Genomic DNA, 25,398 nt, shown 5'->3' with positions numbered 1-25,398 from the left:
AAGCCAGGTGGGATAGCGGCGTTTTGAGCGCACGCACCGCCATAGGGGGCGTCAGGGGCGCCAACCGCGATCGAGAAGTGCGGTTCGGATCCGGGCGAGGATCGCTTGCGGGCGGTGGGATTTGTTGACACGGATGACCCGCCATCCTTCTTCCATGGGCTCGTCCAGGCGGTCGATGTCGCGGTGAAACTGTTTTTCGTCTTCGCGGTGCTGCCCTCCGTCGTACTCGATCAGGATCTTGTAGCGAACGTACGCAAGATCGCCCAGGGCCATGAAGGCGCCGTAGCGATTGAGGAGTGTCAGATTCACTTCCGGCTCCGGCAGGCCGGCCCGGACGATGAGGAGACGGAGCACTGTTTCCTTGGGAGAATCGGTGCGCGCACGCACCTGAGCCAGAGCCTCACGCAGGCGACGTGCACCGGGCAAGCCGGCCTGCCGTGCCACAGCCGACTGCAGCTCTGCCATCGTCGCCGGAGGCCGCTGGCGGCGCACGAGGGAGTCGCCCAGGATGATCAGTTCATCGAGGGTGAGAACGGTCGACAGTTGGACCCACGCGTCGACCTCTGACGCGACGGAGACATGTCCCACCGAGACGATGCGCACCCGGTCCAGGGGAATCAAATGCCCGCGCACACCCTTGCCGGTGCGGCGACTGGTCCGTACGCTCGTGCCGACGTCCACGAGTGACCTTTCGAGCAGCCGTGCGGGGAGCGGCAGCCCGTGGAGAAGCGCGGCCGTCGCGTGGCTGAAGAACTGATCTGCGGGCATCCGTACCGCGTAGTTGACGGCCTGGGTGCACACTGCGGCACGGATCCGGGCCCACCGGTCCGCGTCGCTGGTAGGAGCCGGAGCCTGGCTGGGGCCCGCGGGCGCGCGCACGCCGTGGAAGGGCCGCGCGAGGTCGCTGCGCCGCAGCCGCCCGGAATTGACCCCCAGCCGACGAGCGTCGGCTACGGAAAAAGGCCCGTCACCAAGCTCGGACGGCAACTCCGAAGGCGGTCTCATCGCACGATGATGCCACCCCGCCGTCGCCCGTCCTGCACTCTCTCCACAGGCATCCGTGGGTGCGCTGACCGGCAGCGCTTGCGTGCGCGCAAAGCGCCGCTTCCGCCCCGGCGATGGCGGTCAGTTGGCCGCACGCGGGGGACGGAGGAGAAGCGGAGGAGCGGAGGAGCGGAGGAGCGGAGGAGCGGAACCCTTACTGCGCGAAGCGGGAGGGGAGGGTGCTGCGGTGACGAGACTGCAGATCGGCCAGCGACACCGTGAACTGGCCCTGGATCTCCAGAGTCGACGAGGTCGAGTCGGTCACGCCGATGCGCAGCACGGGGTAGTTACGGCCCTCGCACAGGCCGAGGAACTTCACGTCGTCCTCGCGCGGAACCGACACGATCACGCGGCCGGCCGACTCCGAGAACAGGGCGACGGATGCGTCGATCCCGTCGCGCTCGCAGATGTCGCCGAGCCACACGCGGGCTCCGACCCCGAACCGGAGCACGGCTTCGGCCAGGGTCTGCGCGAGCCCGCCCGAGCTGAGGTCGTGCGCGCTGTCGATCAGGGCCTCGATCGAGGCCGCGTGCAGCAGCCCGGCGAGGGCGGCTTCGCCGGCCAGGTCGACCACGGGCGGGAGGCCGCCGAGGTGGTCGTGGATGACGCCGGCCCAGGCCGAGCCGTCGAGCTCCTCGCGGGTGACGCCGAGCAGGTAGATGTTGTGGCCGTCGTCCTGCCAGCCGCTGGGCACGCGGCGGGCGACGTCGTCGATCACGCCGAGCACGGCGACGACGGGGGTCGGGAAGATCGGCTGGTCGCCGGTCTGATTGTAGAAGGAGACGTTGCCGCCGGTGACCGGGATCTCGAGCGCCAGGCATCCGTCGGCCAGGCCGTCGACCGTCTTCGAGAACTGCCACATGACCTCGGGGTTCTCCGGCGAACCGAAGTTGAGGCAGTCGCTGATGCCGACCGGCACCGCGCCGGTGACGGCCACGTTGCGGTAGGCCTCGGCGAGGGCGAGCTGCGCGCCGCGGTACGGGTCGAGCTGGCAGTAGCGGCCGTTCGCGTCCGTGGCGATGACGAAGCCGAGGCCCGACTCCTCGTCGATGCGGATCATTCCCGCGTCGTCGGGGAACGAGAGGGCCGTGTTGCCCATCACGTAGCGGTCGTACTGGTCGGTGATCCAGCTCGGGTCGGCCAGGTTCGGCGAGCCGAGCAGGGCCAGGAACTGCTCGCGCAGCACCGCGGCATCCGTCGAACGGGGCAGCGCGCAGGCGGTGTCGGCCTGCAGCGCGTCGAGCCAGGTCGGGTAGGCGACCGGACGGTCGTAGACCGGGCCGTCGACGGCGACGGTGCGCGGATCGACGTTGACGATCTCTTCGCCGTGCCAGTCGATGATGAGGCGGCCGGAGTCGGTGACCTCGCCCAGCACGCTGGTCTCGACGTCCCATTTGGCGGTCACCGCGAGGAAGCCGGCGAGCTTCTCCGGGGTGACGACGGCCATCATCCGTTCCTGGCTCTCGCTCATCAGGATCTCTTCGGCCGTCAGGGTCGGGTCGCGCAGCAGCACCTTGTCGAGCTCGATGAACATGCCGCCGTCGCCGTTGGAGGCGAGCTCGCTGGTGGCGCAGGAGATGCCCGCGGCGCCCAGGTCCTGGATGCCCTCGACGAGCTTGTCGCGGTAGAGCTCGAGGCAGCACTCGATCAGCACCTTCTCCGCGAACGGGTCGCCGACCTGCACGGCGGGCCGCTTGGTGGGGCCGCCTTCGGAGAAGGTGTCCGAGGCGAGAATGGATGCCCCGCCGATGCCGTCGCCGCCGGTGCGGGCTCCGAAGAGCACCACCTGGTTGCCCGCGCCGGTGGCGTTGGCGAGGTGCAGGTCCTCGTGGCGCAGCACGCCCACGGAGAGCGCGTTGACGAGCGGGTTGCCCTGGTAGACCTTGTCGAACCAGGTCTCGCCGCCGATGTTGGGCAGGCCGAGGCAGTTGCCGTAGAAGGAGATGCCGGACACGACGCCGTGCACGACGCGGGCGGTGTCGGGGTCGTCGATGTCGCCGAAGCGGAGCGCGTCCATCACGGCGACCGGGCGCGCGCCCATCGAGATGATGTCGCGCACGATGCCGCCGACGCCGGTCGCGGCACCCTGGAACGGCTCGATGTAGGAGGGGTGGTTGTGCGATTCGATCTTGAACGTGACCGCCCAGCCCTCGCCGACATCCAGCACACCGGCGTTCTCGCCCATGCCGACCATGAGGTTCTTCTTCATGGCGGGGGAGACCTTCTCGCCGAACGAGCGCAGGTACTTCTTCGAGCTCTTGTAGGAGCAGTGCTCGCTCCACATCACCGAATACATGGCGAGCTCGCCGCTCGTGGGGCGGCGGCCGAGGATCTGGCGGATCTCCGCGTACTCGCCCGGGGTCAGCCCCAGCGCGTCGAACGGCTGCTCTTTCTCGGGCGTCGCAATCGCGTTCGCAACGGTGTCGGCAATGCCGCGGGAGGGTGTGGTGGTAACAGCGGTCACGAGGCGTTCTCCCAGGGATAGCGGATGCTTGACCCGTCGAGTCTACCCGCGCTCCGCGGCGCCGTGGCTGCGGTGTCCGCCGGGCGCCGGCTGCGCCCGGGCTGCGCCCTAGCTGCGGTCGGGCTGCGCGCCGGCTGCGCCCGGGGTGTGCCCTAGCTGCGCCCGGGGTGTGCCCTAGCTGCGCCCGGGGTGTGCCCTAGCTGCGGCCGCCGGGAGGGCCCAGCGTCAGCAGCACGGCCATGATCGCGGCAACAGCCACGACGAAACTGCTGATCAGCACGGCCGGACGGTTCAGCAGCCAGCGCAGCAGGGCACCCACCCAGGTGTGATCGCGCGGATCGTCCGTGGCGACGCGGCGCCAGTCGCCGTCGAGCCGGCCGGTGCGGTCCAGACGGATGTCGAACGGCACCGTCGCGTAGGGAACGATCGCCGTGATCACGGCGAGCACCATCAGCCGGATCGGCCAGCGCTGGTTCAGGCCCACCAGGACGGCGGTCAGGGCGTAGGTGATGAAGACGAAACCGTGCAGGGAGCCGAAGATCAGGAGCGGGGTGCCGCCGGCATCCGTCAGGTATTTGAGCACCATGCCGGTGATCAGGAGGGTCCAGGTCACGGCCTCGGCGATGGCGACGGTGCGGTAGAACAGGCGGGGAGACACGGGGAACACTCCTGGGGGGTGGGGAACGGGGTCGCCTCGATCTTCGCAGGATCGCGGGGCCCGGCGCATCCGCCGAAAGGATGACTCCGCAGATCGGCAAGCCAGGTCGTGTCGGCGTGGTCCGGCCCTATGCAGGCGAACGAACCCGGTGCACACTGCACCTTCATGAGCACATCGGGGAAGACACTGCAGATCGAGCTCGAAGACGTCGGGGGACGTCGTGGTGGGCAGGCGTGCTCACCATCCTGGCCTCACAGACGGGCAGCATGACCCTCCGCTCCGTCGGCCGGGTCGACGGCGAACGCCGGTACAAGAGCGACATGTTCTCGTCGACCCGCACGGTCGTGCCGACGCCGCCGGAAGAGGCCTTCGCACCCGGGACGACCAAAAGCCTGACGAAACTGCGGCGTGAGATCGAAGCGGATGGCTGGGTCGAGACCGGCCGCGGACCGCAGCCGTATGCGTTCACCTTCGTGCGGCCCGACGGCACGACAAGCGGACCGTGACCACGCGGGGCGCACGGGCCGGCCGCCCAGCCGGCTGTGCCAGTCTGGAGGAATGACGTACCTTCCCGCAGACACCCGTTACGACTCCATGCCCTACCGCCGCACGGGGCAGAGCGGCCTCAAACTGCCCGCGATCTCGCTCGGCCTCTGGCAGAACTTCGGCGGCACCGCGCCGCTGGAAACGCAGCGCGCCATCCTGCGCCGCGCCTTCGATCTGGGCGTCACCCACTTCGACCTGGCCAACAACTACGGCCCGCCCTACGGCAGCGCGGAGAGCAACTTCGGCGTGCACCTCGCGCGGGACTTCGCCCCGCACCGCGACGAACTCGTCATCTCCACCAAGGCCGGCTACGACATGTGGCCGGGGCCGTACGGCAACTTCGGCTCCCGCAAGTACCTGCTCTCAAGCCTCGACCAGTCCCTCGGCCGGATGGGCCTGGACCACGTCGACATCTTCTACTCCCACCGGGCCGACCCCGACACCCCGCTCGAGGAGACCATGGGCGCCTTGCACACGGCTGTCACGAGTGGCCGGGCCCTGTACGCCGGCATCTCGTCGTACTCGCCCGAGCGCACCCGCCAGGCGGCCGCGATCCTCGCCGAGATGGGCACACCGCTGCTGATCCACCAGCCCTCCTACTCGATGTTCAACCGCTGGGTCGAAGACGGACTGCTCGATACCCTCGACGACCTCGGCGTCGGCTGCATCGCTTTCTCCCCGCTGGCGCAGGGGCTGCTCACCGACCGGTACCTGAACGGGGTGCCGGAGGGCTCCCGCGCCTCGCAGGCCGGTTCGATGAGCCGCGACATGGTGAACGATGCGACGGTGGGGCGCATCCGTGCCCTGACCGAGATCGCGGATGCCCGCGGCCAGTCGCTCGCCCAGCTCGCCCTGTCCTGGGTGCTGCGGCGCGAAACCGTCACCTCGGCGCTCGTCGGCGCCTCCTCGGTTGCGCAGCTGGAGACCAACATCGCCGCCATCGACAACCTCGCGTTCACCGCGGGAGAGGTCACCGCGATCGACGAACACGCCGTCGACATGGGCATCAACCTGTGGGAGCCGTCCAGCGCCGTCTGATCCCGGCGCGCGCCGTCTGATCTCGCGCCGAGTTCGACGGTTCCGGTCGAGTTAGCCGGGTCTGCCGGACGAACTCGACCGGAAGTGTCGAACTCGACGGATGCCGCGGGTGTAGAGGCGCCCGCGCGGACGCACAGGCGTGCGGACGCGCAGGACGCGACGGGCTCGCGGGGGCGGCAACCCCGCGGCGCAGCAGCGGGCAGCCGGGTAAGCCGCCGGGAGCCCCGGACGACTTGCGAGAGTTCCCGTTCCGGTCGAGAGTGACCCTCGGAACGGGCACTCTCGACCGGAACGGGAACTCTCGGGTTGACGGATGCAGCGGCCGCACGACGCGAGAGCCGGCGTCGAGTAACGGCGCCGAGCGGATGCTGCTAGGCGGTGACGAGCATCCGTTTGATCACGGAGCTGAAGAAGGTGAGCCCGTCCGTGCCGCTGCGCATGGCGTCATCGGTGTCGGGGCCGAAGCCGGGCTCGACGGCGTGCTCGGGGTGCGGCATCAGGCCGACGACGTTGCCGCGCTTGTTGCTGATGCCGGCGATGTCGTTGAGGGACCCGTTCGGGTTCATGCCGACGTAGCGCACGACGACGCGCTCTTCGCCCTCGAGGCGCTCCAGCGTGTCGGCTGAGGCGGTGAATCCGCCCTCGCCGTTCTTGAGCGGGATGGTGATCTCCTGGCCGGCCGCGAAGCCGCCGGTCCAGTCGGTGAAGGTGTTCTCGACCCGCAGCTGCTGGTCGCGGCAGATGAACAGGCCGTGGTCGTTGCGGATCAGCCCGCCCTCGAGCAGGTGCGCCTCGGCGAGCATCTGGAAGCCGTTGCAGATGCCGAGTACGGGCATCCCCTTGTTGGCGGCGTCGATGACCTCGGCCATGATCGGCGAGAGGCTGGCGATGGCGCCACAGCGCAGGTAGTCGCCGTAGCTGAAGCCGCCGGGCAGCACCAGCGCGTCGACGCCGTGCAGGTCGTGCTCGCCGTGCCAGAGGGCGACGGCCTCGGCGCCGGCGAGGCGGATCGCGCGCTGCGCGTCGCGGTCGTCGAGCGAGCCGGGGAAGGTGACGACGCCGATGCGCATCAGTGCGTCTCTCCGGCGGGCGCCTCCAGCACGTGGATGCCAACGACATCCTCGATCACGGAGTTGGAGAGCACTGTGTCGGCCAGTTCCCGCACCTCGGCGAGAACGGCGTCATCGACGTGACCCTCGACGGTGATCTCGAACCGCTTGCCCAGGCGGACACTGGTGAAGCGGGTCTTGCCGAGGCGACCGAGGGCGCCGGCGACGGCCTTCCCCTGCGGGTCGAGCAGCTCGGCCTTGGGCATGACTTCTACGACGATTGTTGGCATGGCTCACTCCGGAGACGTCGGGGGGGTGGATTCCACGATTCTACAGGCCGACCCCCGCGCCGCCGCGCGAGCCGCCGAGACCGCCGGCGACGCTGCCGCCGAACCCGTTCGCGGGTGTCGCGCCGAGCCCGCTCTGCCCCAGCAGCACGCCCCGCAGCACGTCGCGGATCGCCGCGATGCCCTCGAACGTCTCGACGAAGCTGGTGCTGAGGGGGGACAGCCCGATCCGGAGGCCGTCGGGGGAGCGGAAATCGGGGATCACGTCGTGCTCCCACAAGATGCGGGTGACCTGGCCCATGGCCGGGTGGGTCACCGTGACGTGGCCGCCGCGGTGGGTGTGCTCGCGGGGCGAGGCGAGGGTGACGCCCAGCGGGGCCAGCCAGGCGTCGACGAGGGTGACCGCGAACTCGGTCAGCGCCACTGACTTCGCCCGCACCTGCTCGATGCCGGCCTCCTCGATCATCGCGATCGTGTCCTGCATGGCCAGCATCCCGACGATGGGCGGGGTTCCGCTCATGAAACGACGGATGCCGGCGGCCGGCACATACCCGGGGCCCATCGTGAAGACATCCTTCGTTCCCATCCAGCCCTGGATCGGCTGCGTGAGCACGTCCTGCAGGTCTCGGCGAACATAGCCGAACGCCGGGGCGCCCGGGCCTCCGTTGAGGTACTTGTAGGAGCAGCCGACGGCCAGGTCGACGTCGCAGAGGTCGAGTTCGACCGCCACGGAGCCGACCGAGTGGCTGAGATCCCAGAGCACGAGCCCGCCCACGGCGTGCACCACCTCGGTGATCTGGCGCATGTCGGCGAGGAAACCCGAGCGGTAGGCGACATGGCTCAGCAGCACGAGGGCGGTCTGCGGGCCCACCGCCTGCCGCACCTGCTCGACCGTGACACCGCTGGCGGGATCGGAGTGGATCCAGTGCAGGGTGAGGCCGCGTTCGGCGGCGATGCCCTCGAGCAGGTAGCGGTCGGTCGGGAAGTTGTCGGTGTCGAGCACGATCTCGGTGCGCACCGGGTCGACGTCGATGCGGCGGTAGTCCACCGTGGCGCGAGCCAGCTTGTAGAGCAGCACGGTGGTGGAATCGCCCACGAAGACCTGGCCGGGGCCCGCGCCGAGCGCGGCGCGGCCGAGGTCGTCGCCGATCTTCAGGGGCAGGTCCATCCACTCCTCGTCCCAGCCGCGGATCAGTCGGGTGCCCCAGTCGTGGGTGAGGAAATCGGCGATGCGGGCCACGCTGGCCCGGGTCGGCCGGCCGAGGGAGTTGCCGTCGAGGTAGGCGAACGGGTTCGGGGACGCATCGGCCGTGGACCCTGTCTCGATCCCGACGAACTGCCGCCGGTAGTGGCCGAGGCCGTCGATGCGGTCCATCCGGCGGGCGAAGGCGAGGTGGGCGTCCTGGCCGCCGAGTCCGAGGGACGAGCTGTCGGTGCTGGGTGTCATCTGGATTCCTCGAGTTCGAGCGGATCGGTGCGCCGTGCTGGCAGTATCCCACCCGCGCGGGGTGGCCCGCCACGGGTGCCGCCCGGGTGGGCACTGAGCCTACAGGCCCGGGTGGGCTGCCCCGCCGACGGACCGTTCCGGTCGAGAGTGGCCGTTCCGCCGGTCACTCTCGACCGGAACGGGCTCGGTGACATCGGTGGCTTCGATGGGCTTCGGTGGCTTCGGCGGCATCGGCGGCCCGCGCGGTGCACAGCCAGGCGCTGAAGGCGGCCGGGTCGTCGGGGCGCTCGCCGCGCAGCAGGGTGACGAGGCGGCCGGGGTCGGCCGGCGCCGGACCGTGTCGCTCGGGACCGGGCCGTCCCGGGGCGCGCAGCACGTTCCGAAAACGACCGAGGTGCTCGGCCGTCAGCGCGCGGATCACGTCGTCACCGGTCAGCCCCGCAGCCAGCAGCGCGTCGATCTCCCGGCGGTTGAGCCCCACCGGCAGCGGTCCGTTGCCGAGGTCCGTGCCGTAGAGCACCTGGCCGCCCGCCCGGTGGAACCGGCGCAGATTGTCGACGGCTCGGTCGAAGTCGTCGTCGGGTTCGCCGTACCCGTGGATGTCGAGGGTGCTGATCCACGTCATCCGGCCGGCCATGGCCGCGAGCAGGGCGTCGTCCAACCGCTCGGTGAACGGCGTGTGCGCCAGCGCGTCCACCCCGCCGCGGAAGGCCCGGAGGGCCTGCCCGGCCCCCTCGGCGTGGGCCGCGACCGGCATCTCGTGCTCGTGGGCGCGGGCGACGATGGCCGAGAGCAGACCGTCGGACAGCACCGGCCCGGCCGCCGAGTTGAGCGTGACCTTGATCACGGATGCCCCGAGCGCGAGTTGGGCGTCGACGACGACCGCGGCATCCGTCGTCCGGGCCACAAAACGGATGCTGCCGGCTGGCGCCCAGGACCGCCCGCTCGGGTAGCCGCCCGGCGCGGCCAGAAACTGTCCCGCGAACACGGCCTCCGGCAGCCCCGCTCGCCCTTCCGCCGAGTTCGCCGCTTGCGGTCGAGTTCGACTGGCACGCGGGTCGAACTCGACCGGAACCGGCGAACTCGGCGAGCCCTGCGGCTCCTGCGGCTCCCCGGACTCGCGCGAACCCGGCGACTCCGGCCCGCTCGGGGTCCAGCCGCCCAAGTCGAGCACCCGCGCGATCCCGCCCGCGGTGAGCGGGGCCGGGTCGATCAGCGCCAGGTGCACGTGAGCGTCCAGGAAGCCGGGGAGCACGGTCGCGGCGGCCGGCCCGCGGGGCGCGGCCCGGGTCATCCGTGCCTCACGTTCCGAGCTCGGTGCGCACGGCGAAGAGCTCGGGGAAGAAGGTCAGCTCGAGCGCCTTCTGCAGGAAGGCGGCGCCGCTCGACCCGCCGGTGCCGGTTTTCATGCCGATGATGCGTTGCACGGTCTTGAGGTGGCGGAAGCGCCAGAGCTGGAAGTTGTCCTCGAGGTCGACGAGTTCTTCGCAGGCCTCGTAGGCGCCCCAGTGCTCGGTGGAGTTCTCGTAGATGCCGCGGAACGTCGTGACGAGTTCCGGATGCAGCACCCAGGCCTCGGTGACGTCCCGCTCCAGCACGGCGGCGGGGATGGAGAAGCCCTGGCGGTGCAGGTAGCGCAGGAACTCGTCGTAGATGCTCGGAGCCGCGAGCATCTCGGACAGGAGCGCGTGCGCATCCGGGTCGCTCTCGAACACGCTGAGCATGCGCCGGTTCTTGTTGCCGAGCGCGAACTCGACGGCCCGGTATTGGTAGGACTGGAAGCCGGAGGAGTTTCCCAGGAAGTGCCGGAACTCGGCGTACTCGCTCGGGGTGAGGGTGGCCAGCACCGACCACTGCTCGGTCAGGGTGCGCTGGATGTGCTTGACCCGGGCGATGCACTTGAGCGCCGGGGCGATCTGGTCCCGGCGCAGGAACGCGGTCGCGGCGCGCAGCTCGTGCAGCACCAGCTTGAGCCAGAGCTCGGTCGTCTGGTGCTGGATGATGAAGAGCAGCTCGTCGTGGTGCTCGGGGGTGCTGACCGGCTTCTGGGCGCCCAGCAGGGTGTCCAGGTCCAGATAGGAGCCGTAGCTCATCCGTTCCCGGAAATCGGTGACGATCTCGGGGTCGAACTCCCGGGTGTTCTTTTCGACCGGCATGGTGCTCCGTTCCGTTCGTGGGCTGACTGCATTCTGGGGGACTGCCCGGACAGGCGCAACATCTCGGCACCCGACCGAGGGTCGTGGAGGAATCCCTCCGCGACGCCAAGGTTCGGGTCCTAGAATCAACTCCATGACTTCGTCCGAATCGACCCCGCAGGACGGGGCCCAGCCGAGACGGCGAGATGCCCGACAGAACCGTGAACGTCTGATCGTCGAGGCTCGGGCGCTGATCGCCGTGAACGGCGTCGACGCGTCCCTGGAGGAAATCGCCCGCCGCGCCGACGTGGGCGTGGCCACGCTCTACCGCAACTTCCCGACCCGCGACGACCTGGTGCGGGCCCTGCACGATCTCGCTCTGGCCGAACTGGCCACCGTGCGTGACGAGATCGCCGCCGCCCCCACGGCCTGGGCCGGCATCGTCGTCTACACCGAGCGCGTCGCGGAATGGCTCGTCGCCGACCCGTCGCTCCCACCCATCCTCAGGCGGATGGAGACGATCGACCCGAGCGTCGGCAAGGGCACCGCGTTCCAGGGCGTCATCACCTCCCTGGTCGCGCAGGCGAAGAAGGACGGCGACCTTCGGCCGGACGTAGACGCCGTCGACCTGGCCGTGCTGGTCACAATGGTGGGCTCGCTGGGCCTGCTCGGCGGCGCCTACAGCGGCCAGTGGCGGCGGCAACTGTCCGTCGTCCTCGACGGACTGCGCTCGCCCGACCGCGACCGGCCCAGGCTGCCGGGGCGTCCGCTGCGGTCGCGCGAATTCCAGGCGGCCGTGCACGGCCTGTCCCGGCGGGCCACCCGCGCTGCGTCGCGCGGCAACGCGGCCGGACCGTCCGGACCGGCTGGATCCGCCGGACCGGCCGGGCCCGGGGCCTAGATGAAGGCCGCGACCGTCTACGACGTCGCCGCCCATGCGGGGGTGTCGATCGCGACGGTCTCACGGGTGCTCCGTCGTCCGGGTGATGTACGCGCATCCACCAGGGCCCGCGTGCTGGCATCGGTGCAGGAGCTGGGCTACGTGCCGAGTGCCAGCGCCCGCAGCCTGGCCGCGCGCCGCACCGGCGTGCTCGGACTGTTCTTCCCGAGCATCGACGACGAGGAGAACCAGGCCGAGGCCGTCTTCGAGCAGGACACCCAGGTGCAGCTGGTCGTGGACATCCCCGACACCGGAGAGGTGCGCCCGCCGAACCTCTACTTCGACGAGGTGCTGCGCGGGAGCGAACGTGAGGCCTGGCGGCACGGCTTCGCCCTGATGGTCGGCGTCGGCCGCGGTTCGAACCCGGCCGCAATGGTCAACGACATCGCCGGCCGGGTCGACGGGATGGCGGTGCTCGCGCGCAGCGTTCCGGACGAACTGCTCGACCACGTCTCCCGGCGCATCCCGGTGGTGCTGATCGCCGGGCCGCGTCGCGGCGACGATTACGACCACGTCAGCGTGAGCAACACCGAGGGCATGCGCGCCCTGACGGGGCACCTGCTCGATCGGCACGGGGTGAGGGACCCGGTGTACGTCGCAGGTCCGGCGGACTCGCCCGACGACGCCGAGCGGCACCTGGGCTTCCGGCAGGCCCTCGAGGCGGCCGGCATCGACCCGGCCGCGCTGCCGGTGCTGCGCGGCAACTTCTCCCGGGTGCAGGCGCGAGCCGTCGCCGAGGAACTCCTCGCGGCCGGGACGCTGCCGCGGGCCCTGGTCTGCGGCAACGACCAGATGGCCCTGGGCCTGCTGGACGTGTTCGGCCCGGCGGGCGTGCGAGTGCCCGTGGACGTGATCGTGACCGGGTTCGACGGGATCGACGCCGGCCGCCTCTCGACCCCGCGCCTGACCACGGTGCACCAGCCGATGGGGGACCTGGGCCGCGCCGCGGTGAGGGCCATGCTCAGCCGGCTCGAGCACCCGGACCAGCCGCCGATCACCTCCCGCCTCCCCGTCAAGGTGCTGCTGCGGGAAAGTTCAGAGGGCGCGTCCGCCTGAGCCGGGATCCCGGGTGAGCCCTGGCCCGCGCGCCTTCGCCCACCTCGCCCGCCCGCCCGCGTGCGTCGCCCGCCCGCCCGCCCGCGTGCGTCGCCCGCCCGCGTGCCCGAACCCCAGCCGCGGGCGTGAACCAATTCGACGGAGATTTTGCCGGAATCAGGCTGAAACAGCCCGATTCCGGGTTTTTGGAGCAGTATCTCCGTCGAATTGGTTAGGGGCCGGGGGAAGCGGGGCGGGGGCCGCCGGAGGGCGCGGGGATTCGGGCGTCCGGGCATCCGTTTGCGCGTCTCAACAGCACAATGGATATTTTTCTTGCGTCCAGCGAATGTAAGCGCATACAGTAGAGGCATCGCCTCAGGTATTCCCGTTCGGTAGCGATACCGGCCTCGCTGCCGTATAGGTCAACGACGACACAAAGGATTTCAAGAGCAATGAAGCAATTGAGAGGGCACATCCTACGAACGGCCTTCGCCGTGGTGGGCGTGACCGCACTGCTGGCTACCAGCGCGTGCAGCATGAACGTCAAAAATCAAGCGAGCGGCCCCAGCGACGGGTCCCTGCTCGTCGCGGCCGACAACGGTGCTCCCACGTTCGAGAAGAACTTCAACCCGTTCTCCACGAGCAAGCGCGTCGCCACCACCTATATGTACGAACCGCTGCGGGTCACCAACACGCTCGACGGCACCGCGACCCCGTTCCTCGCCACCGGCAACACCCTGCCGGACGCCAAGACCGTCGTCTACGACATCCGTACCGGTGTGAAGTGGTCCGACGGCACGGCCTTCACCCCGGCCGACGTGCTCTACACGTTCAACCTCGTCAAGGCGACTCCCGCCCTCGACACCTGGGGCGTCTGGCAGCACATCGAGAGCCTCGAGGTCGTCGGCGACACCGTCGTCTTCCACCTCAAGACGGAGGATGTTCCCGCCGCCTCCATCATCGACCAGCAGCTGATCGTTCCCGAGCACATCTGGAAAGACGTGAAGGACCCGGTCACCTGGAAGAACGAGAAGCCCGTCACCACCGGCCCGTTCGTGCTGGACACCTTCACCGCCAACCAGTACACGCTCAAGAAGAACGTGGACTACTGGCAGGCCGACAAGGTCGCCGTGGAGAAGCTCGTGCTCCCCGCCGCCAACAGCCAGCTCGACGTCGTCAAGAACGGCTACGACTGGGCCTACGCGTTCATCACGGATGTCGAGGGCACCTGGGTCAACGCCGACAAGCAGCACAACAAGTACTGGTTCCCCCCGGGCGGCACGATCACCCTGTCCCCGAACCTGACCAGGGCGCCGTACAACGACGTGAACTTCCGCCAGGGCCTGAGCCTGGCGCTCGACCGGGAGAAGATCGCCACGGATGCCGAACAGGGTTACGTGGATGCCGCCGGCCAGTCCGGACTCCTGCTCCCGAACCAGGAAGCGTGGCTGAACGCCGACCTTCCCAACGAAGGAGTCGTGGCGCAGGACAAGACGGCCGCACTGGCTGCCTTCGCGAAGGCCGGCTACACCCAGCAGGGCGACAAGATGGTCGACGCCAGCGGCACGCAGTTGAGCATCAACATCCTCACCGCCAACGGCTACACCGACTGGCTCCAGGGCCTGCAGACCGTGCAGTCCCAGCTCGGCGCGCTCGGCATCGACGTCAAGCTCAGCCAGCCGCAGCCGGCCGCCTACACCGAGGCGCTCAGCAAGGGTGACTTCGATATCGCCATGAACAGCTTCGGCGGCACCGGCAGCGTCTTCCAGGACATGAACACGCTCCTGAACAGCGAATTCGCCACCCCGATCGGCACCGGCACCACCGGCAACTACGGTCGCTTCAGCGACCCGAAGGTGGACGCCCTGCTGGCCCAGCTCAAGGCCTCGACCGACGAGACCGAACAGAAGGCCATCTCCGCCCAGCTGCAGACCGTGCTCTACGAGCAGCTGCCCGTGATCAGCATGTTCTACGGCGGCCTCTGGGGCCTCTCCAGCGACAAGAACTTCACCAACTGGCCCAGTGAGAAGAACGCCTACGCTCCGCCGAACACGTGGAACTCGACCCCGCTGCTCATCCTCACGAATCTGAAGAAGGCGAAGTAACCAACCATCGCCCCGCGAGCGCGGGTGGGTGCCCCTGGGGGGACTCGCCCGCGCTCCTCTCCCTGGTGCATTTCCCGGTTTGAAATGCCGACTCAGACTCGAAAGGAACGACCCGTGCGCTACACGCTGAGCAAGGTCGGCCTGCTGCTGCTCACCCTGTGGGCGGCCGTCACGCTGAACTTCCTCCTCCCGCGGCTCATGCCCGGCTCCCCGGCGGACGCCGCCATCGCCAAACTCGCCCAGAACGGCCCGGTCAGTCCCTCGACCCGCGCCGCCATCGAGGCCCAGCTGGGCGTGCCAACGGGCAGCGCCTGGGACCAGTACCTGCAATACCTGAACAATGTGGTGCACTTCGACTTCGGCGTCTCGTACACCTTCTTCCCGCAGAGCGTCGCGAGCCTCGTGGCAACCGCCTTGCCGTGGACGCTGGTGCTCGTCGGGTTCGTTACCATCGTCGCCTTCATCTTCGGCACCCTGCTCGGCGTCCTCGCCGCCTGGAAGCGTGGCAGCTGGCTCGACACCCTGCCCACCGTCGGCGGCACCTTCGCCAGCGCGTTCCCGTACTTCTGGACGGCCCTGCTGCTGCTCTTCTTCCTCGGCTATGTGGCGGGCTGGTTCCCGACCTCCGGGGCCTACAGCAGCTCGGCGACGCCCGACTTCTCGGTCGCGTTCCTGCTGGATGCGCTCTACCACTCGATCCTGCCGGCCACCACGATCCTGATCACCTCTCTCGGCGGCTGGATCCTGGGCATGCGCAGCACCATGATCAACACGCTCGGCGACGACTACGTCACCTTCGCGGAGGCGAACGGACTGCACCCGCGCACCGTCGCCATCCGTTATGCCGCCCGCAACGCCATCCTGCCCAACCTCACCTCGTTCGGGCTCGCGCTCGGCGGCGTCGTCGGCGGATCCCTGCTCGTGGAGCGCGTCTTCAACTATCCGGGGGTCGGCTACCTGCTCTACACGGCAGTGGTCAACCAGGACTTCCCCCTCATGCAGGCCCTGTTCCTGATCATCACGATCAGTGTGCTGCTGGCCAACTTCATAGTCGACATCCTGTACGGCATTCTCGACCCGAGGACGAGACGATGACCCCCACCAGAACGATCATCCCGCCCACGTCGATCGTGAAGACGATGTCGCCGGGCGACCACGCCGGCACGGCCAACCCGCTGCGCGTTCTCTGGCGGGCCTTCGCCACCATCTGGAGCGTGCCCAAGGCCCGGATCGGCGTGGCCATGCTCGGAGTCTTCGTGCTGGTCGCGATCTTCGCCCCGCTGCTGGCGCCCTACGCCGCGACCGACAACTCCTTCGGCCGCAGCGAGGACATGAGCGCCGCGCACTGGCTCGGCACCACCGCAGCCGGCCAGGATGTGCTGTCCCAGCTCATCTACGGTGCCCGCGTCTCCGTGTTCGTCGGCTTCGTCGCCGGCCTGCTGTCCACGATCATCGCGGTGTTGATCGGATTGAGCTGGGGCTACCTGAGGGGCTTCGCCGGTGAAGTGATCAACTTCATCGTCAACCTCTTCCTCGTCATCCCGGCCCTCCCGCTGATGATCGTCATCGCCGCCTACCTGCAAAACGGCGGCATCGGCATGATCGTGCTGGTCGTCGTGATCACCGGCTGGGCCTGGGGCGCCCGGGTGCTGCGCTCGCAGACCCAGTCCCTGCGCTCCCGCGACTTCGTCACGGCCGCCATCTTCAGCGGCGAGAGCCCGTCCCGGATCGTGTTCCGGGAGATCCTGCCCAACATGACCTCGCTCATCGTCGGCAGCTTCTTCGGGGCCTCGACCGCGGCGATCCTCGCCGAAGCGGGCCTGGAGTTCCTGGGCCTGGGCGACTCGACCACGGTCAGCTGGGGCACCATGCTCTTCTGGGCGCAGAACAGCAACGCCCTCCTGACCGGCCAGTGGGTGCTGCTCTTCGCCCCCGGCCTCTGCATCTCACTGCTGGCCACCTCCATGAGCCTGATCAACTTCGGCGTCGACGGGCTGAGCAATCCGCGCCTCCGAGAAGGAGCAAAACGATGAGTCTCGTCAGCGTGCAGGGCCTGTTCGTGGTCTACGAACCGCAGGGTGCCCTTCCGGTTCCCGCGGTGCGGAACGTCTCCTTCGACCTCGAGCAGGGCGACTTCGTCGGCCTGGTGGGCGAGTCCGGGTCGGGAAAATCGACCCTGGGCTTCGCCCTGACCGGCCTGTCCAAGCCGCCGGCGCGGGTCAGCGCCGGCAGCATCCTCTTCGACGGTGTCGACATCGCCGGCATGACACCGGCCCAGCTGCGCGTGCAGCGGCACGGCGGCTTCGCCATGGTGCTGCAGTCGGGGATGAACGCGCTGAACCCGGTGCGCAGCATCCGTGACCATTTCTTCGACATCTTCACCGCCCACGGCCACGTGTCCAAAATTGACCGCGAGGCTCGGGCGATCGAGCTGGTCGGCAAGGTCGAACTGCCCGCGAGCGTGCTCGACCGGTTCTCCGGCGAGCTGAGCGGCGGGATGCGCCAGCGCGTCTCGATCGCGCTGGCCCTCTCCCTGGAACCGCGCCTGATGGTCTTCGACGAGCCGACGACGGCCCTCGACGTGCTCGTGCAGCACGCCGTGATGGACACCATCCGGGAGCTGCAGAAGTCCGAGAAGTTCACGGCCGTGCTGATCAGCCACGACCTGGGCATGGTGCTCGAGGTGACCGAACGGGTGATGGTCATGCACGACGGGCTCGTCGTGGAGGACGCGCTCGCCGCCGAGATCCTGGCCGCGCCGCAGCATCCGTACACCCGGATGCTGCTCAGCCACTACGGCGATCCGCGTGCGGCCGTCGTGGAGGTGCCCGGGCTGGCGGCCCGCGGCGGGGACCGGGCAACGGATGTCGCGGTCGCCGCGGCCGGGAACGCCCCGGTCACCGTGACCGGCGACACGCTCGACACGCTCGAGCCGGTCGCCGCGCCCGCTGCGCCGCCGGCTTCGACCGTGCGCCGCCGGGAAGGCCGCGCCGCCCGCGAAGCCATCGTGGTGACCAATGTGTCGAAGATCTACCAGCGGCCCAGCCGCGGCGAAGAGCCCGTCTGCGCGGTCAACAACGTGTCGTTCACCCTCGAACCCGGGGCGTCGATGGCGCTGGTGGGGGCGAGCGGCAGCGGCAAGAGCACCATCGCCAAGCTGATCACCGGGGTGGAGCGTCCGACCAGCGGCAGCATCACCTTCGGCGACCTGCAGATCGACACGATCAAGCGGCGGCAGCTCAAGCGGCTGCACACCGAGGTGCAGATGGTGTTCCAGGACCCGTACGCGGCGCTCAACCCGCTGCACACGGTGGAGTACATCCTGACCCGGCCGATCCTGAACTTCTCCAGGCTGCGCGGTCGCGACGCCCGGGCCCGCGTGCTCGAACTGCTCGAGACCGTGGGGCTGACCCCGGTCGAGCAGTTCGCCGCCCGGCTGCCGCACCAGCTCTCCGGCGGGCAGCGCCAGCGCGTGGTGATCGCCCGGGCGCTGGCCAGCGACCCGCAGGTGATCATCGCCGACGAGCCGGTCTCGATGCTCGACGTGTCGCTGCGGGCCGGGGTGCTCGCGCTGCTCGACAGCCTGCGCGAGACCTGGGGCGTGAGTATGCTCTACATCACTCACGACCTGCTCAGCGCCCGCCTGGTCACCGACCAGATCATGGTGCTCAACAGCGGGGCGGTGGTCGAGGAGGGCCGCACGGCCGACGTGCTGCAGAACCCGCAGGACGAGTACACCATCCGGCTGCTCGAGGCCATCCCGCACCCGACCGTGGGCGGGCTGGTGCAGTCGTGAGCGTCTTCCTCGAATCGTCGGATTTCTCCGCCGCCTCGGACGCCTTCGGCGAGTACGGCCTCGCCGGGGTGGGCTGGGACGGGGTCGGCCCGTTCGGCGCGCTCCCGGTGCCGCTGACGGATGCCGTCGCGCACCTGGGCCTGGACCTCCCGGTCGGACGCCTGACCGGGTTGCGCTCCCGGCCGGTGGGGCCCAGCCGCGGAACGGTGCTGCTCGTGCCGGGTTTCACCGGTTCGAAGGAGGACTTCGGCGGTTTCCTGCCCCTGCTCGCCGCCCACGGCTGGGACGCCTGGAGCTACAGCCAGCGCGGCCAGGCGGACTCCGCGGCGCCGGTCGGCGAAGAGAACTACACCCTCGAACTCTTCGCCCGGGACGCGGTCGCCGTGGCCGCCCTGATCGGCCGCGACGGTCCGGTACACCTGCTCGGGCACAGCTTCGGCGGTGTCGTGGCCCGGGCCGCGGCCATCCGGTCGCCCTGGAGCTTCTCCGACCTCACGCTGCTCTGCTCGGGCCCGCACGGCTGGGCCGGCCGGCTGGACCGGGAGGAGACGATCATCCGTTCCCGCGGTTCTGCGGCCTTGTGGGACGAGGACAATCCGCACACGGTCGGCCGGGCCGACGCGGAGCTCACCGCCGACGAGGCCTTCCGCCGGTTGCGGATGGGGCGCACCAGCGACGACAGCCTGCTCGGCGCGGCGGAGATCCTCTCCGACCCGACCGACACCACGGCCGAGCTGCTCGGGACCGGGCTCGACGTGCTGGTCGCGCACGGCGCCGACGACCCCGCCTGGCCGCAGGAGTGGCAGCGCACCATGGCTTCCCGGCTCGATGGCACCTACGAGATCATTCCGGACGCGGCACACTCGCCGCAACGGGAGAACCCGGTCGCGACCGCGGCCGTGCTCGACCGTTTCTGGTCCCGCCGCGTCGGCTAGGGCCATCCTCGTCGGGCCGCGTGGCTCATCCGTTCATCGTTTTTCACCGCAAGTGCAACAAGGAGTTATCGTGCTGAACTTTCCCAACGGCTTCCTCTGGGGTGCCGCCACGGCCGCCCACCAGATCGAGGGCAACAACGTCAACAACGACTGGTGGGTGAAGGAGCACGCCGTCGGCACGCAGATCGTCGAGCCCAGCGGCGACGCCATGGACAGCTACCACCGGTTCGGCGAAGATATGAAGCTACTCGCCGACGCCGGCCTGAACTCCTACCGGTTCAGCATCGAATGGAGCCGGATCGAGCCGGAGCCCGGTTTCGTCTCCCGCGCCGAGATCGACCACTACCGACGGATGGTCGACACGGCCCTCGAGTGCGGGCTCAACCCGGTCGTCACCCTGATGCACTTCACCGTGCCGCAGTGGATGTTCGAGAAGGGCTTCTGGCGCAACCCCGACGCGCCAGAGCTGTTCGCCCGGTTCACCGAACTGACCCTGCCGATCGTGGCCGACGGCGTCGACTACGTCTGCACGATCAACGAGCCCAACATCGCGGCCATGCTCGCCGGCGGGGAGAGCGCCGCCAACCTGGTGGCCTTCGGCCTGCCGCGGCCCGACCTGCAGGTGGCCGACGCGCTGCTCGCGTCGCACAAGGCCTCCCGTGAGGTGCTCGCCTCGGTGCCCGGCCTGAAGTCCGGTTGGACCGTCGCGACCCAGGCGTTCCACTCCACCGGCGAGCCCGGAGCGGACGAGAAGCTGCGCGAATACGCCTACCCGAGCGACGACTGGTACCTGGAGAACGCGCGCGGCGACGACTTCATCGGCGTGCAGGCGTACACCCGCACGTTCGTGGGCCCGGACGGCCCCCTCCCGGTTCGGGACGACGTGGAGACCACGCTCACCGGCTGGGAGTTCTTCCCGCCGGCGCTCGAACTCGGCGTGCGCGCCGCCTGGGAGCTCAGCGGGCACGTGCCGGTCATGGTCACCGAGAACGGTATCGCCACCGCGGACGACACCCGCCGGATCGACTACACGGATGGCGCCCTCCGCGGCCTGCACGCCGCGATCGAGGACGGCATCGAGGTGCTGGGCTACCTGCACTGGAGCGCCCTGGACAACTACGAGTGGGCGAGCGGGTTCCGGCCCACGTTCGGGCTGATCGCGGTGGACCGCGAGACCTTCGTGCGCACGCCCAAGCCGAGCCTGGCCTGGCTCGGCGAGGTCGCCAGGCGCAACGGGCTCGTCTAGCCGCCCGGGCGCCGGCGCTACTGCTGGCGCTGCTGCTGGCGCTGCTGGTGGCGCTGCTGCTGGCGCTGCTGGTGGCGCGGGCGCGGGAGCGGCTGCCGCCGAGCGGGCCGCCTCAGGATGCCGAGAGTCGTCATTTCGGCCGAATGTCGCCGCCCCAGCGGGTCACGTCGGCACAAACGGCGAGTCTCGGCGGCATTTCTGCGCCGAGTTCGTCCGTTCCGGTCGAGTTCGCCTGGTGCGCCGGTCGATCTCGACCGGACGTGGCGACCTCGGCGGGCGCGGCGCGGGCGCGGCGCGGGCGCGGCACTGTGGGGCGCGGCGCCCCGGGCTACTTCGTGCGCACCACGATCTGGTTGCCCCACGGGTCGTCGAAGCCGAGGGTCTGCCCGTCGTGACGGGTCTGCACTCCGAAGTGGGACATCCGTTCGTTCAGGGCGCCGATGTCGTCGGTGCCGGGCAGGATGATGTCGACCTCGCCGAGCCCGAGGGCCAGGCGGCGCCGGCCGGAGCCCGCGCTGTTCCAGGTGTTCATGGCCATGTGGTGGTGGTAGCCGCCGGCGGAGACGAACAGGGCCGAGCCGCCGAGGCTGGCCGTGGCCTCGAAGCCGACCCGGTCCACGTAGAACTCGCGGGCCGTGGCGACATCGCCGACGGAGAGGTGCACGTGGCCGACGATCGCGGTGCCGGTCGACGGATGCGCCTGCCCGTCCCGGGTGAGGTGCTCGCCGATGAAGGCGTTGGGGTCGAGGTAGAGGGTGGCCATCTCGACCTGGCCGTGGGTCCAGCTCCACTCGGTGCGGTCGCGGTCCCAGTAGAGCTCGATCCCGTTGCCCTCGGGGTCGTTGAAGTAGAAGGCCTGGCTGACCAAGTGATCGGCGCTGCCGGTGAACGATCCCGGATGCGTCGTGCCCACCGAGTAGACGGCCGCGGCGAGCTGCGCCTGCGTCTCGAACAGGATCGCGGTGTGGAAGAGTCCGCTCGACCGCGGCTCGGCGGCGGCCAACTCCGGGGCGTGCTGCAGGATCACGATCGGCGTGCTCCCGCGGCCGAGCACGGCGATCGGGCCGTCGTGGCTCAGCAGCGTGAGGGTCGCCGCATCTCGGTAGTACGCGATCATGGCGTCGAGGTTTCCGACGCGCAGGGTCACCGCGCCCATCCCGGTCGACGCGGGCAGGAGGTCGTTCGCAGATCTCGTCACACCTGCGTTAACGGATGCCGCGCGCCCCGTATTCCGCCGGCGGGCGACGGGCGGCCCGCTCAGTCCTCGTGCAGCTGGATCAGGTTGCCGCAGGTGTCGTCGAAGAGAACGGAGGTGCCGGAGGCATCCGTGCTCGGTTCGCCGATGAAATGCACGCCGAGGGCGCGGAGTCGCTCGTACTCGGCGCGCACATCGGGGGAGCCGAACACGATGGCCGGCAGGCCGAGGCTGCGGATGCCCTGCGCGTACTTCTGGGACACCCTGTTGTCGCTGGGCTCGAGGAGGAGGCCGACGCCGTCGGGATCTTCCGGGGACTTCACGACATAGAGCTGGTGCTCCGGCATCGTCAGCAATTCCTGGAATCCGAGCACGGACGTGTAGAAGTCGAACGCAGCGGCGGGGTCGTTCACGTGGACACTGCACATCTTGATACGCATGCGCGGAGCGTATCATTTTGCGGCCCGGAGCCGCGAAACTGTGACGCGCCGCGTCGTCGAGGAGGCCTCCGCCGGGCTGCGTCCGGCGCGGGATTACGCCGCGGAGGCGGCGTGCGTCAGGCGTTCGAGCAGCTCGAGGTAGCGGGCCGCGGTCTGCTCGATGATCTCGGCCGGGAGCTCCGGCGGAGTGCCCGTCTGGTCCCAGTGGGCGGCGAGCCAGTCGCGAACGATCTGCTTGTCGAAGCTGGCCATCCGTTGCTCGGGCGTCGTGCCCGACTGCCAGAGGGAGGCGTCCCAGTAGCGGCTCGAGTCGCTGGTGAGCACCTCGTCGGCAAGCGTGATGACGCCGGTGACGCGGTCGGCGCCGAACTCGAACTTGGTGTCGGCGAGAATCACGCCGGCCTTCTCGGCGATGCCGGAGGCGCGGCCGAAGATCTCCAGCGACAGGCGACGCAGCTCGGCGGCGACGGATGCCCCGACCAGCTCCACCGTGCGTTCGAACGAGATGTTCTCGTCGTGCTCGCCCATCGGGGCCTTCCAGGCGGGAGTGTAGATGGGCTCCGGCAGGCGGTCGCCGTTCTGCAGGCCGGCGGGCAGCGGGATGCCGCACACCGTCCGGGCGGTCTGGTATTCCTTCCAGCCCGATCCGGTCAGGTACCCGCGCACGACGCATTCGATCGGGAACATGTCCAGCGTCTTGCAGAGCATGGCGCGCCCGGCGACGGCCGCCGGGATCAGGCTGGTGACCGCGCCGTTGACGGTGTGGTCCGGCAGGAGGTGGTTGGGGATGCCCGCGAGCTGGTCGAACCACCACAGGCTGAGGGTGGTGAGCAGTTCGCCCTTGCCGGGGATGCCGGGTTCCAGCACGTGGTCGAAAGCGCTGACGCGGTCGCTGGCGACCACGAGCACGCGCGCGGCGGTGGCGAGGTCGGCGGCGGCATCCGTGTTTTGGTCCTGGTCCTGGTCCTGGTCCTGGGGAACGTAGAGGTCGCGCACCTTGCCCGAGTAGGCGTGGCGCCAGCCCGGAAGGTCGAGCGGGACGGATGCGGTGGGCTGGTCGTGTGCGGTCACGGCTACATTCTCGCGCACCAGCGCTCGTTGGCGCGAACGATCGGCTCGTCGGACGGGCTGGTGCCGCTCGCCCGGGGGGCTTACTCAGGAGAATCGCGCTGCCGGCGTCATTCGCCCGCGTGTTTCCGGGCGGTTCGGGCCGGTTCTCGCCGAGCGTCCTGAGTTGGCCACAACCGAGTCGGCGCCCGGGGTGGCGAGCCTCTCCGCCGGGGGCTGCATAACTACTGCAATTCGCTGCCCGGCGCTTGGCCCGCCGCGCGATTCCGGGAATCCGTCGAGACGGAGCGCGAAATTGCCGGAGTTATGCACATCGCGGACAGGGAAGGCGGGCGACTCTGCCGAGTGCGCGGTCCAGTGCTCAGTCGGCGACGCGCGCGGCGATGTCGGTGCGGTACTGGGCTCCCTCGAGGGTGATCAGGGCGAGAGCCTCGTAGGCGCGGGCGCGGGCATCCGTGAAGCCGTCGCCGACCGCGACGACGCTGAGCACCCGCCCGCCGGTGGAGACGAGGGCGCCGTCGATCACGGCGGTCGCCGCGTGCGCGACCGTGACGCCGGACACGCCGGATACCGCGCCGAGCCCGCCCAGCGGACGCCCGGTGACGGGCGCATCCGGGTAGTTCTCGCTGGCGAGCACGACCGTGACGCAGGCGTTGGCCGAGAAGACCGGGCGGGCCAGGCCGCCGAGCCCCCCGGTGGATGCAGCGAGCAGCAGGCCGGACAGCGGCGTGACCAGGCGGGGCAGCACGACCTGGGTTTCCGGGTCGCCGAACCGGGCGTTGAATTCGATCACCCGGATGCCGTCGACGGTCAGAATGAGCCCGCAGTAGAGCAGCCCGATGAAGGGGGTGGCTTCGGCGGCCAGCTGGCGCACGGTGGGGAGAGCGATCGTCTCGATGACCTCGTCGATGAAGGCCTGTTCGCTGCCGAATTCGGCGTCGAGCCAGGGCAGCGGCGAGTAGGCGCCCATGCCGCCGGTGTTGGGGCCGAGGTCGCCGTCGCCGAGGCGCTTGTAGTCCTGGGCGGGGGATAGCGGCAGCACAGTGTGGCCGTCGCTGAGCAGGAAAAGGGAGACCTCCTGCCCGTCGAGGAATTCCTCGATCAGCACGCTGCCGTGCTGCAGCCAGAAGGTGGCGTGGGCGAGCGCGGCGTCGCGGTCTGAGGTGACGAGCACGCCTTTGCCGGCGGCGAGTCCGTCGGCCTTGACTACGTAGGGGGCGCCGAATTCGTCCAGTGCGGAGGTGGCCTCGGCGAGCGAGCCGGCACGCTCGGCGCGTCCGGTGGGTACGCCGGCGGTGTCCATGATGCGCTTGGCGAAGGTCTTGCTGCCTTCGAGGGCGGCCGCGGCCTGGCCGGGCCCGAAGACGGGGATTCCGCGGGTGCGCAGCGCATCGGCGACACCGGCGACCAGGGGGGCCTCCGGCCCGACCACGACCAGCTCGATGCCGTTCAGGTTCGCGTAGTTGGTGACCTGCTCGGGGTCGGCCGGGTCGAGCGGCACCACCGGCACATCCCGGGCGATCCCGGCGTTGCCGGGCGCGGCCACGATGTCATGGCGGGGCTCCTCGCGGAGCAGCGCGGTGATGATGGCGTGCTCGCGGGCACCGGAACCGAGGACCAGAATCTTCACCCCGTCAGGTTAGCGGATGCCGTCGCTCCCGCTACGTCCACGGCGCGCCTCCGCGGCGCGGGACTCGTGGCCCCGAGAGTGCCCGTTCCGGTCGAGAGTGGCCGGCGGAACGGGCGCGCTCGACCGGAACGGGCACACTCGAGCTCGCGGATGGCGTGGGCAGCCGGGATCGCGGGGGAGTGTCGTGCTGTCGCGGGGGAGTGTCGTGGAGTGTCGTGCGGTCTCGGGGGAGTTGCGCGGGATGCGCGATGGCCCGGGATGGCGCGCGGCTGTTGCGCGGAAGCTGCGCCGCTGCGCGCGTGGCGCGCCACCGGCGCAGCGGCGCAGCGCGGGGGGCGGG

Annotated in this window: 22 protein-coding genes; 10 read left to right on the top strand and 12 right to left on the bottom strand. The window is 69.8% G+C overall.

All coding sequences use genetic code 11. The features are described from left to right. Positions 1-51: 51 nt before the first annotated feature. The 3 genes from E3T24_RS12975 to E3T24_RS12965 all read right to left on the bottom strand — a co-directional run bounded on the left by E3T24_RS12975 (position 52) and on the right by E3T24_RS12965 (position 4,166). Entirely contained in the window at positions 52-987 is a 936-nt protein-coding gene (locus E3T24_RS12975; protein ID WP_241978704.1) for a hypothetical protein, read from the bottom strand. Positions 988-1,198: 211 nt separating this feature from the next. Further along, positions 1,199-3,508, bottom strand: coding sequence for a phosphoribosylformylglycinamidine synthase subunit PurL (purL, locus tag E3T24_RS12970; protein WP_134366775.1), 2,310 nt, complete (start codon positions 3,506-3,508; stop codon positions 1,199-1,201). Between the two features lie 196 nt (positions 3,509-3,704). Continuing rightward, entirely contained in the window at positions 3,705-4,166 is a 462-nt protein-coding gene (locus E3T24_RS12965; RefSeq protein ID WP_241976217.1) for a DUF3817 domain-containing protein, read from the bottom strand. A 233-nt stretch (positions 4,167-4,399) separates the two neighbouring features. Here E3T24_RS12965 and E3T24_RS12960 point away from each other — a divergent pair, with 233 nt between their 5' ends. Together E3T24_RS12960 and mgrA are read left to right on the top strand one after the other, a co-directional pair. After that, complete coding sequence (locus E3T24_RS12960) at positions 4,400-4,672, top strand: hypothetical protein (protein WP_198416035.1); 273 nt, start codon at positions 4,400-4,402, stop codon at positions 4,670-4,672. A gap of 52 nt (positions 4,673-4,724) precedes the next feature. Then, a complete protein-coding gene (gene mgrA / locus E3T24_RS12955) occupies positions 4,725-5,750 on the top strand; it encodes an L-glyceraldehyde 3-phosphate reductase (RefSeq protein WP_134366773.1) in 1,026 nt (341 codons plus the stop codon). 371 nt (positions 5,751-6,121) lie between these two features. Here the strand turns inward: mgrA and purQ are convergent, their stop codons facing one another. The 5 genes from purQ to kynA all read right to left on the bottom strand — a co-directional run bounded on the left by purQ (position 6,122) and on the right by kynA (position 10,689). Continuing rightward, positions 6,122-6,820: a phosphoribosylformylglycinamidine synthase subunit PurQ gene (purQ, locus tag E3T24_RS12950; protein WP_134403273.1), complete on the bottom strand. Its 699-nt coding sequence runs from the start codon at positions 6,818-6,820 to the stop codon at positions 6,122-6,124. Beyond that, on the bottom strand, positions 6,820-7,089 hold the full coding sequence (purS, locus tag E3T24_RS12945) for a phosphoribosylformylglycinamidine synthase subunit PurS (RefSeq protein ID WP_134366771.1): 270 nt from the start codon (positions 7,087-7,089) through the stop codon (positions 6,820-6,822). Before purS ends, purQ begins: the two co-directional genes overlap by 1 nt. A gap of 40 nt (positions 7,090-7,129) precedes the next feature. Then, a complete protein-coding gene (locus E3T24_RS12940) occupies positions 7,130-8,461 on the bottom strand; it encodes an aminotransferase class V-fold PLP-dependent enzyme (RefSeq protein ID WP_174776554.1) in 1,332 nt (443 codons plus the stop codon). Between the two features lie 235 nt (positions 8,462-8,696). Further along, on the bottom strand, positions 8,697-9,827 hold the full coding sequence (locus E3T24_RS17545) for an amidohydrolase (protein ID WP_174776553.1): 1,131 nt from the start codon (positions 9,825-9,827) through the stop codon (positions 8,697-8,699). Between the two features lie 7 nt (positions 9,828-9,834). Beyond that, positions 9,835-10,689: a tryptophan 2,3-dioxygenase gene (gene kynA, locus E3T24_RS12930; RefSeq protein ID WP_134366769.1), complete on the bottom strand. Its 855-nt coding sequence runs from the start codon at positions 10,687-10,689 to the stop codon at positions 9,835-9,837. Positions 10,690-10,822: 133 nt separating this feature from the next. Here kynA and E3T24_RS12925 point away from each other — a divergent pair, with 133 nt between their 5' ends. The 8 genes from E3T24_RS12925 (at position 10,823) to E3T24_RS12890 (ending at position 20,725) form a co-directional block, all read left to right on the top strand. Further along, complete coding sequence (locus E3T24_RS12925) at positions 10,823-11,569, top strand: TetR/AcrR family transcriptional regulator (RefSeq protein ID WP_160141072.1); 747 nt, start codon at positions 10,823-10,825, stop codon at positions 11,567-11,569. Next, on the top strand, positions 11,570-12,664 hold the full coding sequence (locus E3T24_RS12920) for a LacI family DNA-binding transcriptional regulator (protein ID WP_134403269.1): 1,095 nt from the start codon (positions 11,570-11,572) through the stop codon (positions 12,662-12,664). Positions 12,665-13,095: 431 nt separating this feature from the next. Next, on the top strand, positions 13,096-14,748 hold the full coding sequence (locus tag E3T24_RS12915; RefSeq protein ID WP_134434691.1) for an ABC transporter substrate-binding protein: 1,653 nt from the start codon (positions 13,096-13,098) through the stop codon (positions 14,746-14,748). Between the two features lie 114 nt (positions 14,749-14,862). Further along, positions 14,863-15,843: an ABC transporter permease gene (locus E3T24_RS12910; RefSeq protein WP_134366765.1), complete on the top strand. Its 981-nt coding sequence runs from the start codon at positions 14,863-14,865 to the stop codon at positions 15,841-15,843. After that, the gene (locus tag E3T24_RS12905; RefSeq protein WP_241976215.1) at positions 15,840-16,781 is read left to right on the top strand and encodes an ABC transporter permease; all 942 of its coding nucleotides are present in this window, start codon (positions 15,840-15,842) and stop codon (positions 16,779-16,781) included. The genes E3T24_RS12910 and E3T24_RS12905 overlap by 4 nt, the downstream gene beginning before the upstream one ends. After that, entirely contained in the window at positions 16,778-18,544 is a 1,767-nt protein-coding gene (locus E3T24_RS12900; protein ID WP_134434690.1) for an ABC transporter ATP-binding protein, read from the top strand. The genes E3T24_RS12905 and E3T24_RS12900 overlap by 4 nt, the downstream gene beginning before the upstream one ends. Next, positions 18,541-19,479, top strand: coding sequence for an alpha/beta hydrolase (locus E3T24_RS12895; protein ID WP_134434689.1), 939 nt, complete (start codon positions 18,541-18,543; stop codon positions 19,477-19,479). The genes E3T24_RS12900 and E3T24_RS12895 overlap by 4 nt, the downstream gene beginning before the upstream one ends. A gap of 70 nt (positions 19,480-19,549) precedes the next feature. Continuing rightward, positions 19,550-20,725, top strand: coding sequence for a family 1 glycosylhydrolase (locus tag E3T24_RS12890; RefSeq protein ID WP_134366762.1), 1,176 nt, complete (start codon positions 19,550-19,552; stop codon positions 20,723-20,725). Between the two features lie 328 nt (positions 20,726-21,053). Here the strand turns inward: E3T24_RS12890 and E3T24_RS12880 are convergent, their stop codons facing one another. The 4 genes from E3T24_RS12880 to purD form a co-directional block, all read right to left on the bottom strand. Beyond that, positions 21,054-21,881 (bottom strand): VOC family protein, encoded by an 828-nt coding sequence (locus E3T24_RS12880; protein WP_134434693.1) that lies wholly within the window; start codon positions 21,879-21,881, stop codon positions 21,054-21,056. 101 nt (positions 21,882-21,982) lie between these two features. Continuing rightward, entirely contained in the window at positions 21,983-22,360 is a 378-nt protein-coding gene (locus E3T24_RS12875) for a VOC family protein (RefSeq protein ID WP_134366761.1), read from the bottom strand. Between the two features lie 93 nt (positions 22,361-22,453). Next, a complete protein-coding gene (locus E3T24_RS12870; RefSeq protein ID WP_134366760.1) occupies positions 22,454-23,431 on the bottom strand; it encodes a phosphoribosylaminoimidazolesuccinocarboxamide synthase in 978 nt (325 codons plus the stop codon). 358 nt (positions 23,432-23,789) lie between these two features. Next, on the bottom strand, positions 23,790-25,058 hold the full coding sequence (purD, locus tag E3T24_RS12865) for a phosphoribosylamine--glycine ligase (protein ID WP_134366759.1): 1,269 nt from the start codon (positions 25,056-25,058) through the stop codon (positions 23,790-23,792). Between the last annotated feature and the right edge of the window lie 340 nt (positions 25,059-25,398).

This window comes from Cryobacterium sp. TmT2-59, from assembly GCF_004403545.1.
Classification (GTDB): Bacteria; Actinomycetota; Actinomycetes; order Actinomycetales; family Microbacteriaceae; genus Cryobacterium; species Cryobacterium shii.
This window is presented reverse-complemented; position numbering and strand designations above follow the sequence as displayed.

Excerpts from the sequence above, each read along its gene's own strand:
- mgrA (WP_134366773.1), top strand. The coding sequence starts at position 4,725 with ATGACGTACCTTCCCGCAGACACCCGTTACGACTCCATGCCCTACCGC.
- purQ (WP_134403273.1), bottom strand. The coding sequence starts at position 6,820 with ATGCGCATCGGCGTCGTCACCTTCCCCGGCTCGCTCGACGACCGCGAC.
- purS (WP_134366771.1), bottom strand. The coding sequence starts at position 7,089 with ATGCCAACAATCGTCGTAGAAGTCATGCCCAAGGCCGAGCTGCTCGAC.
- E3T24_RS12940 (WP_174776554.1), bottom strand. The coding sequence starts at position 8,461 with ATGGACCGCATCGACGGCCTCGGCCACTACCGGCGGCAGTTCGTCGGG.
- E3T24_RS17545 (WP_174776553.1), bottom strand. The coding sequence starts at position 9,827 with ATGACCCGGGCCGCGCCCCGCGGGCCGGCCGCCGCGACCGTGCTCCCC.
- kynA (WP_134366769.1), bottom strand. The coding sequence starts at position 10,689 with ATGCCGGTCGAAAAGAACACCCGGGAGTTCGACCCCGAGATCGTCACC.
- E3T24_RS12925 (WP_160141072.1), top strand. The coding sequence starts at position 10,823 with ATGACTTCGTCCGAATCGACCCCGCAGGACGGGGCCCAGCCGAGACGG.
- E3T24_RS12920 (WP_134403269.1), top strand. The coding sequence starts at position 11,570 with ATGAAGGCCGCGACCGTCTACGACGTCGCCGCCCATGCGGGGGTGTCG.
- E3T24_RS12915 (WP_134434691.1), top strand. The coding sequence starts at position 13,096 with ATGAAGCAATTGAGAGGGCACATCCTACGAACGGCCTTCGCCGTGGTG.
- E3T24_RS12905 (WP_241976215.1), top strand. The coding sequence starts at position 15,840 with ATGACCCCCACCAGAACGATCATCCCGCCCACGTCGATCGTGAAGACG.
- E3T24_RS12900 (WP_134434690.1), top strand. The coding sequence starts at position 16,778 with ATGAGTCTCGTCAGCGTGCAGGGCCTGTTCGTGGTCTACGAACCGCAG.
- E3T24_RS12880 (WP_134434693.1), bottom strand. The coding sequence starts at position 21,881 with ATGGGCGCGGTGACCCTGCGCGTCGGAAACCTCGACGCCATGATCGCG.
- E3T24_RS12875 (WP_134366761.1), bottom strand. The coding sequence starts at position 22,360 with ATGCGTATCAAGATGTGCAGTGTCCACGTGAACGACCCCGCCGCTGCG.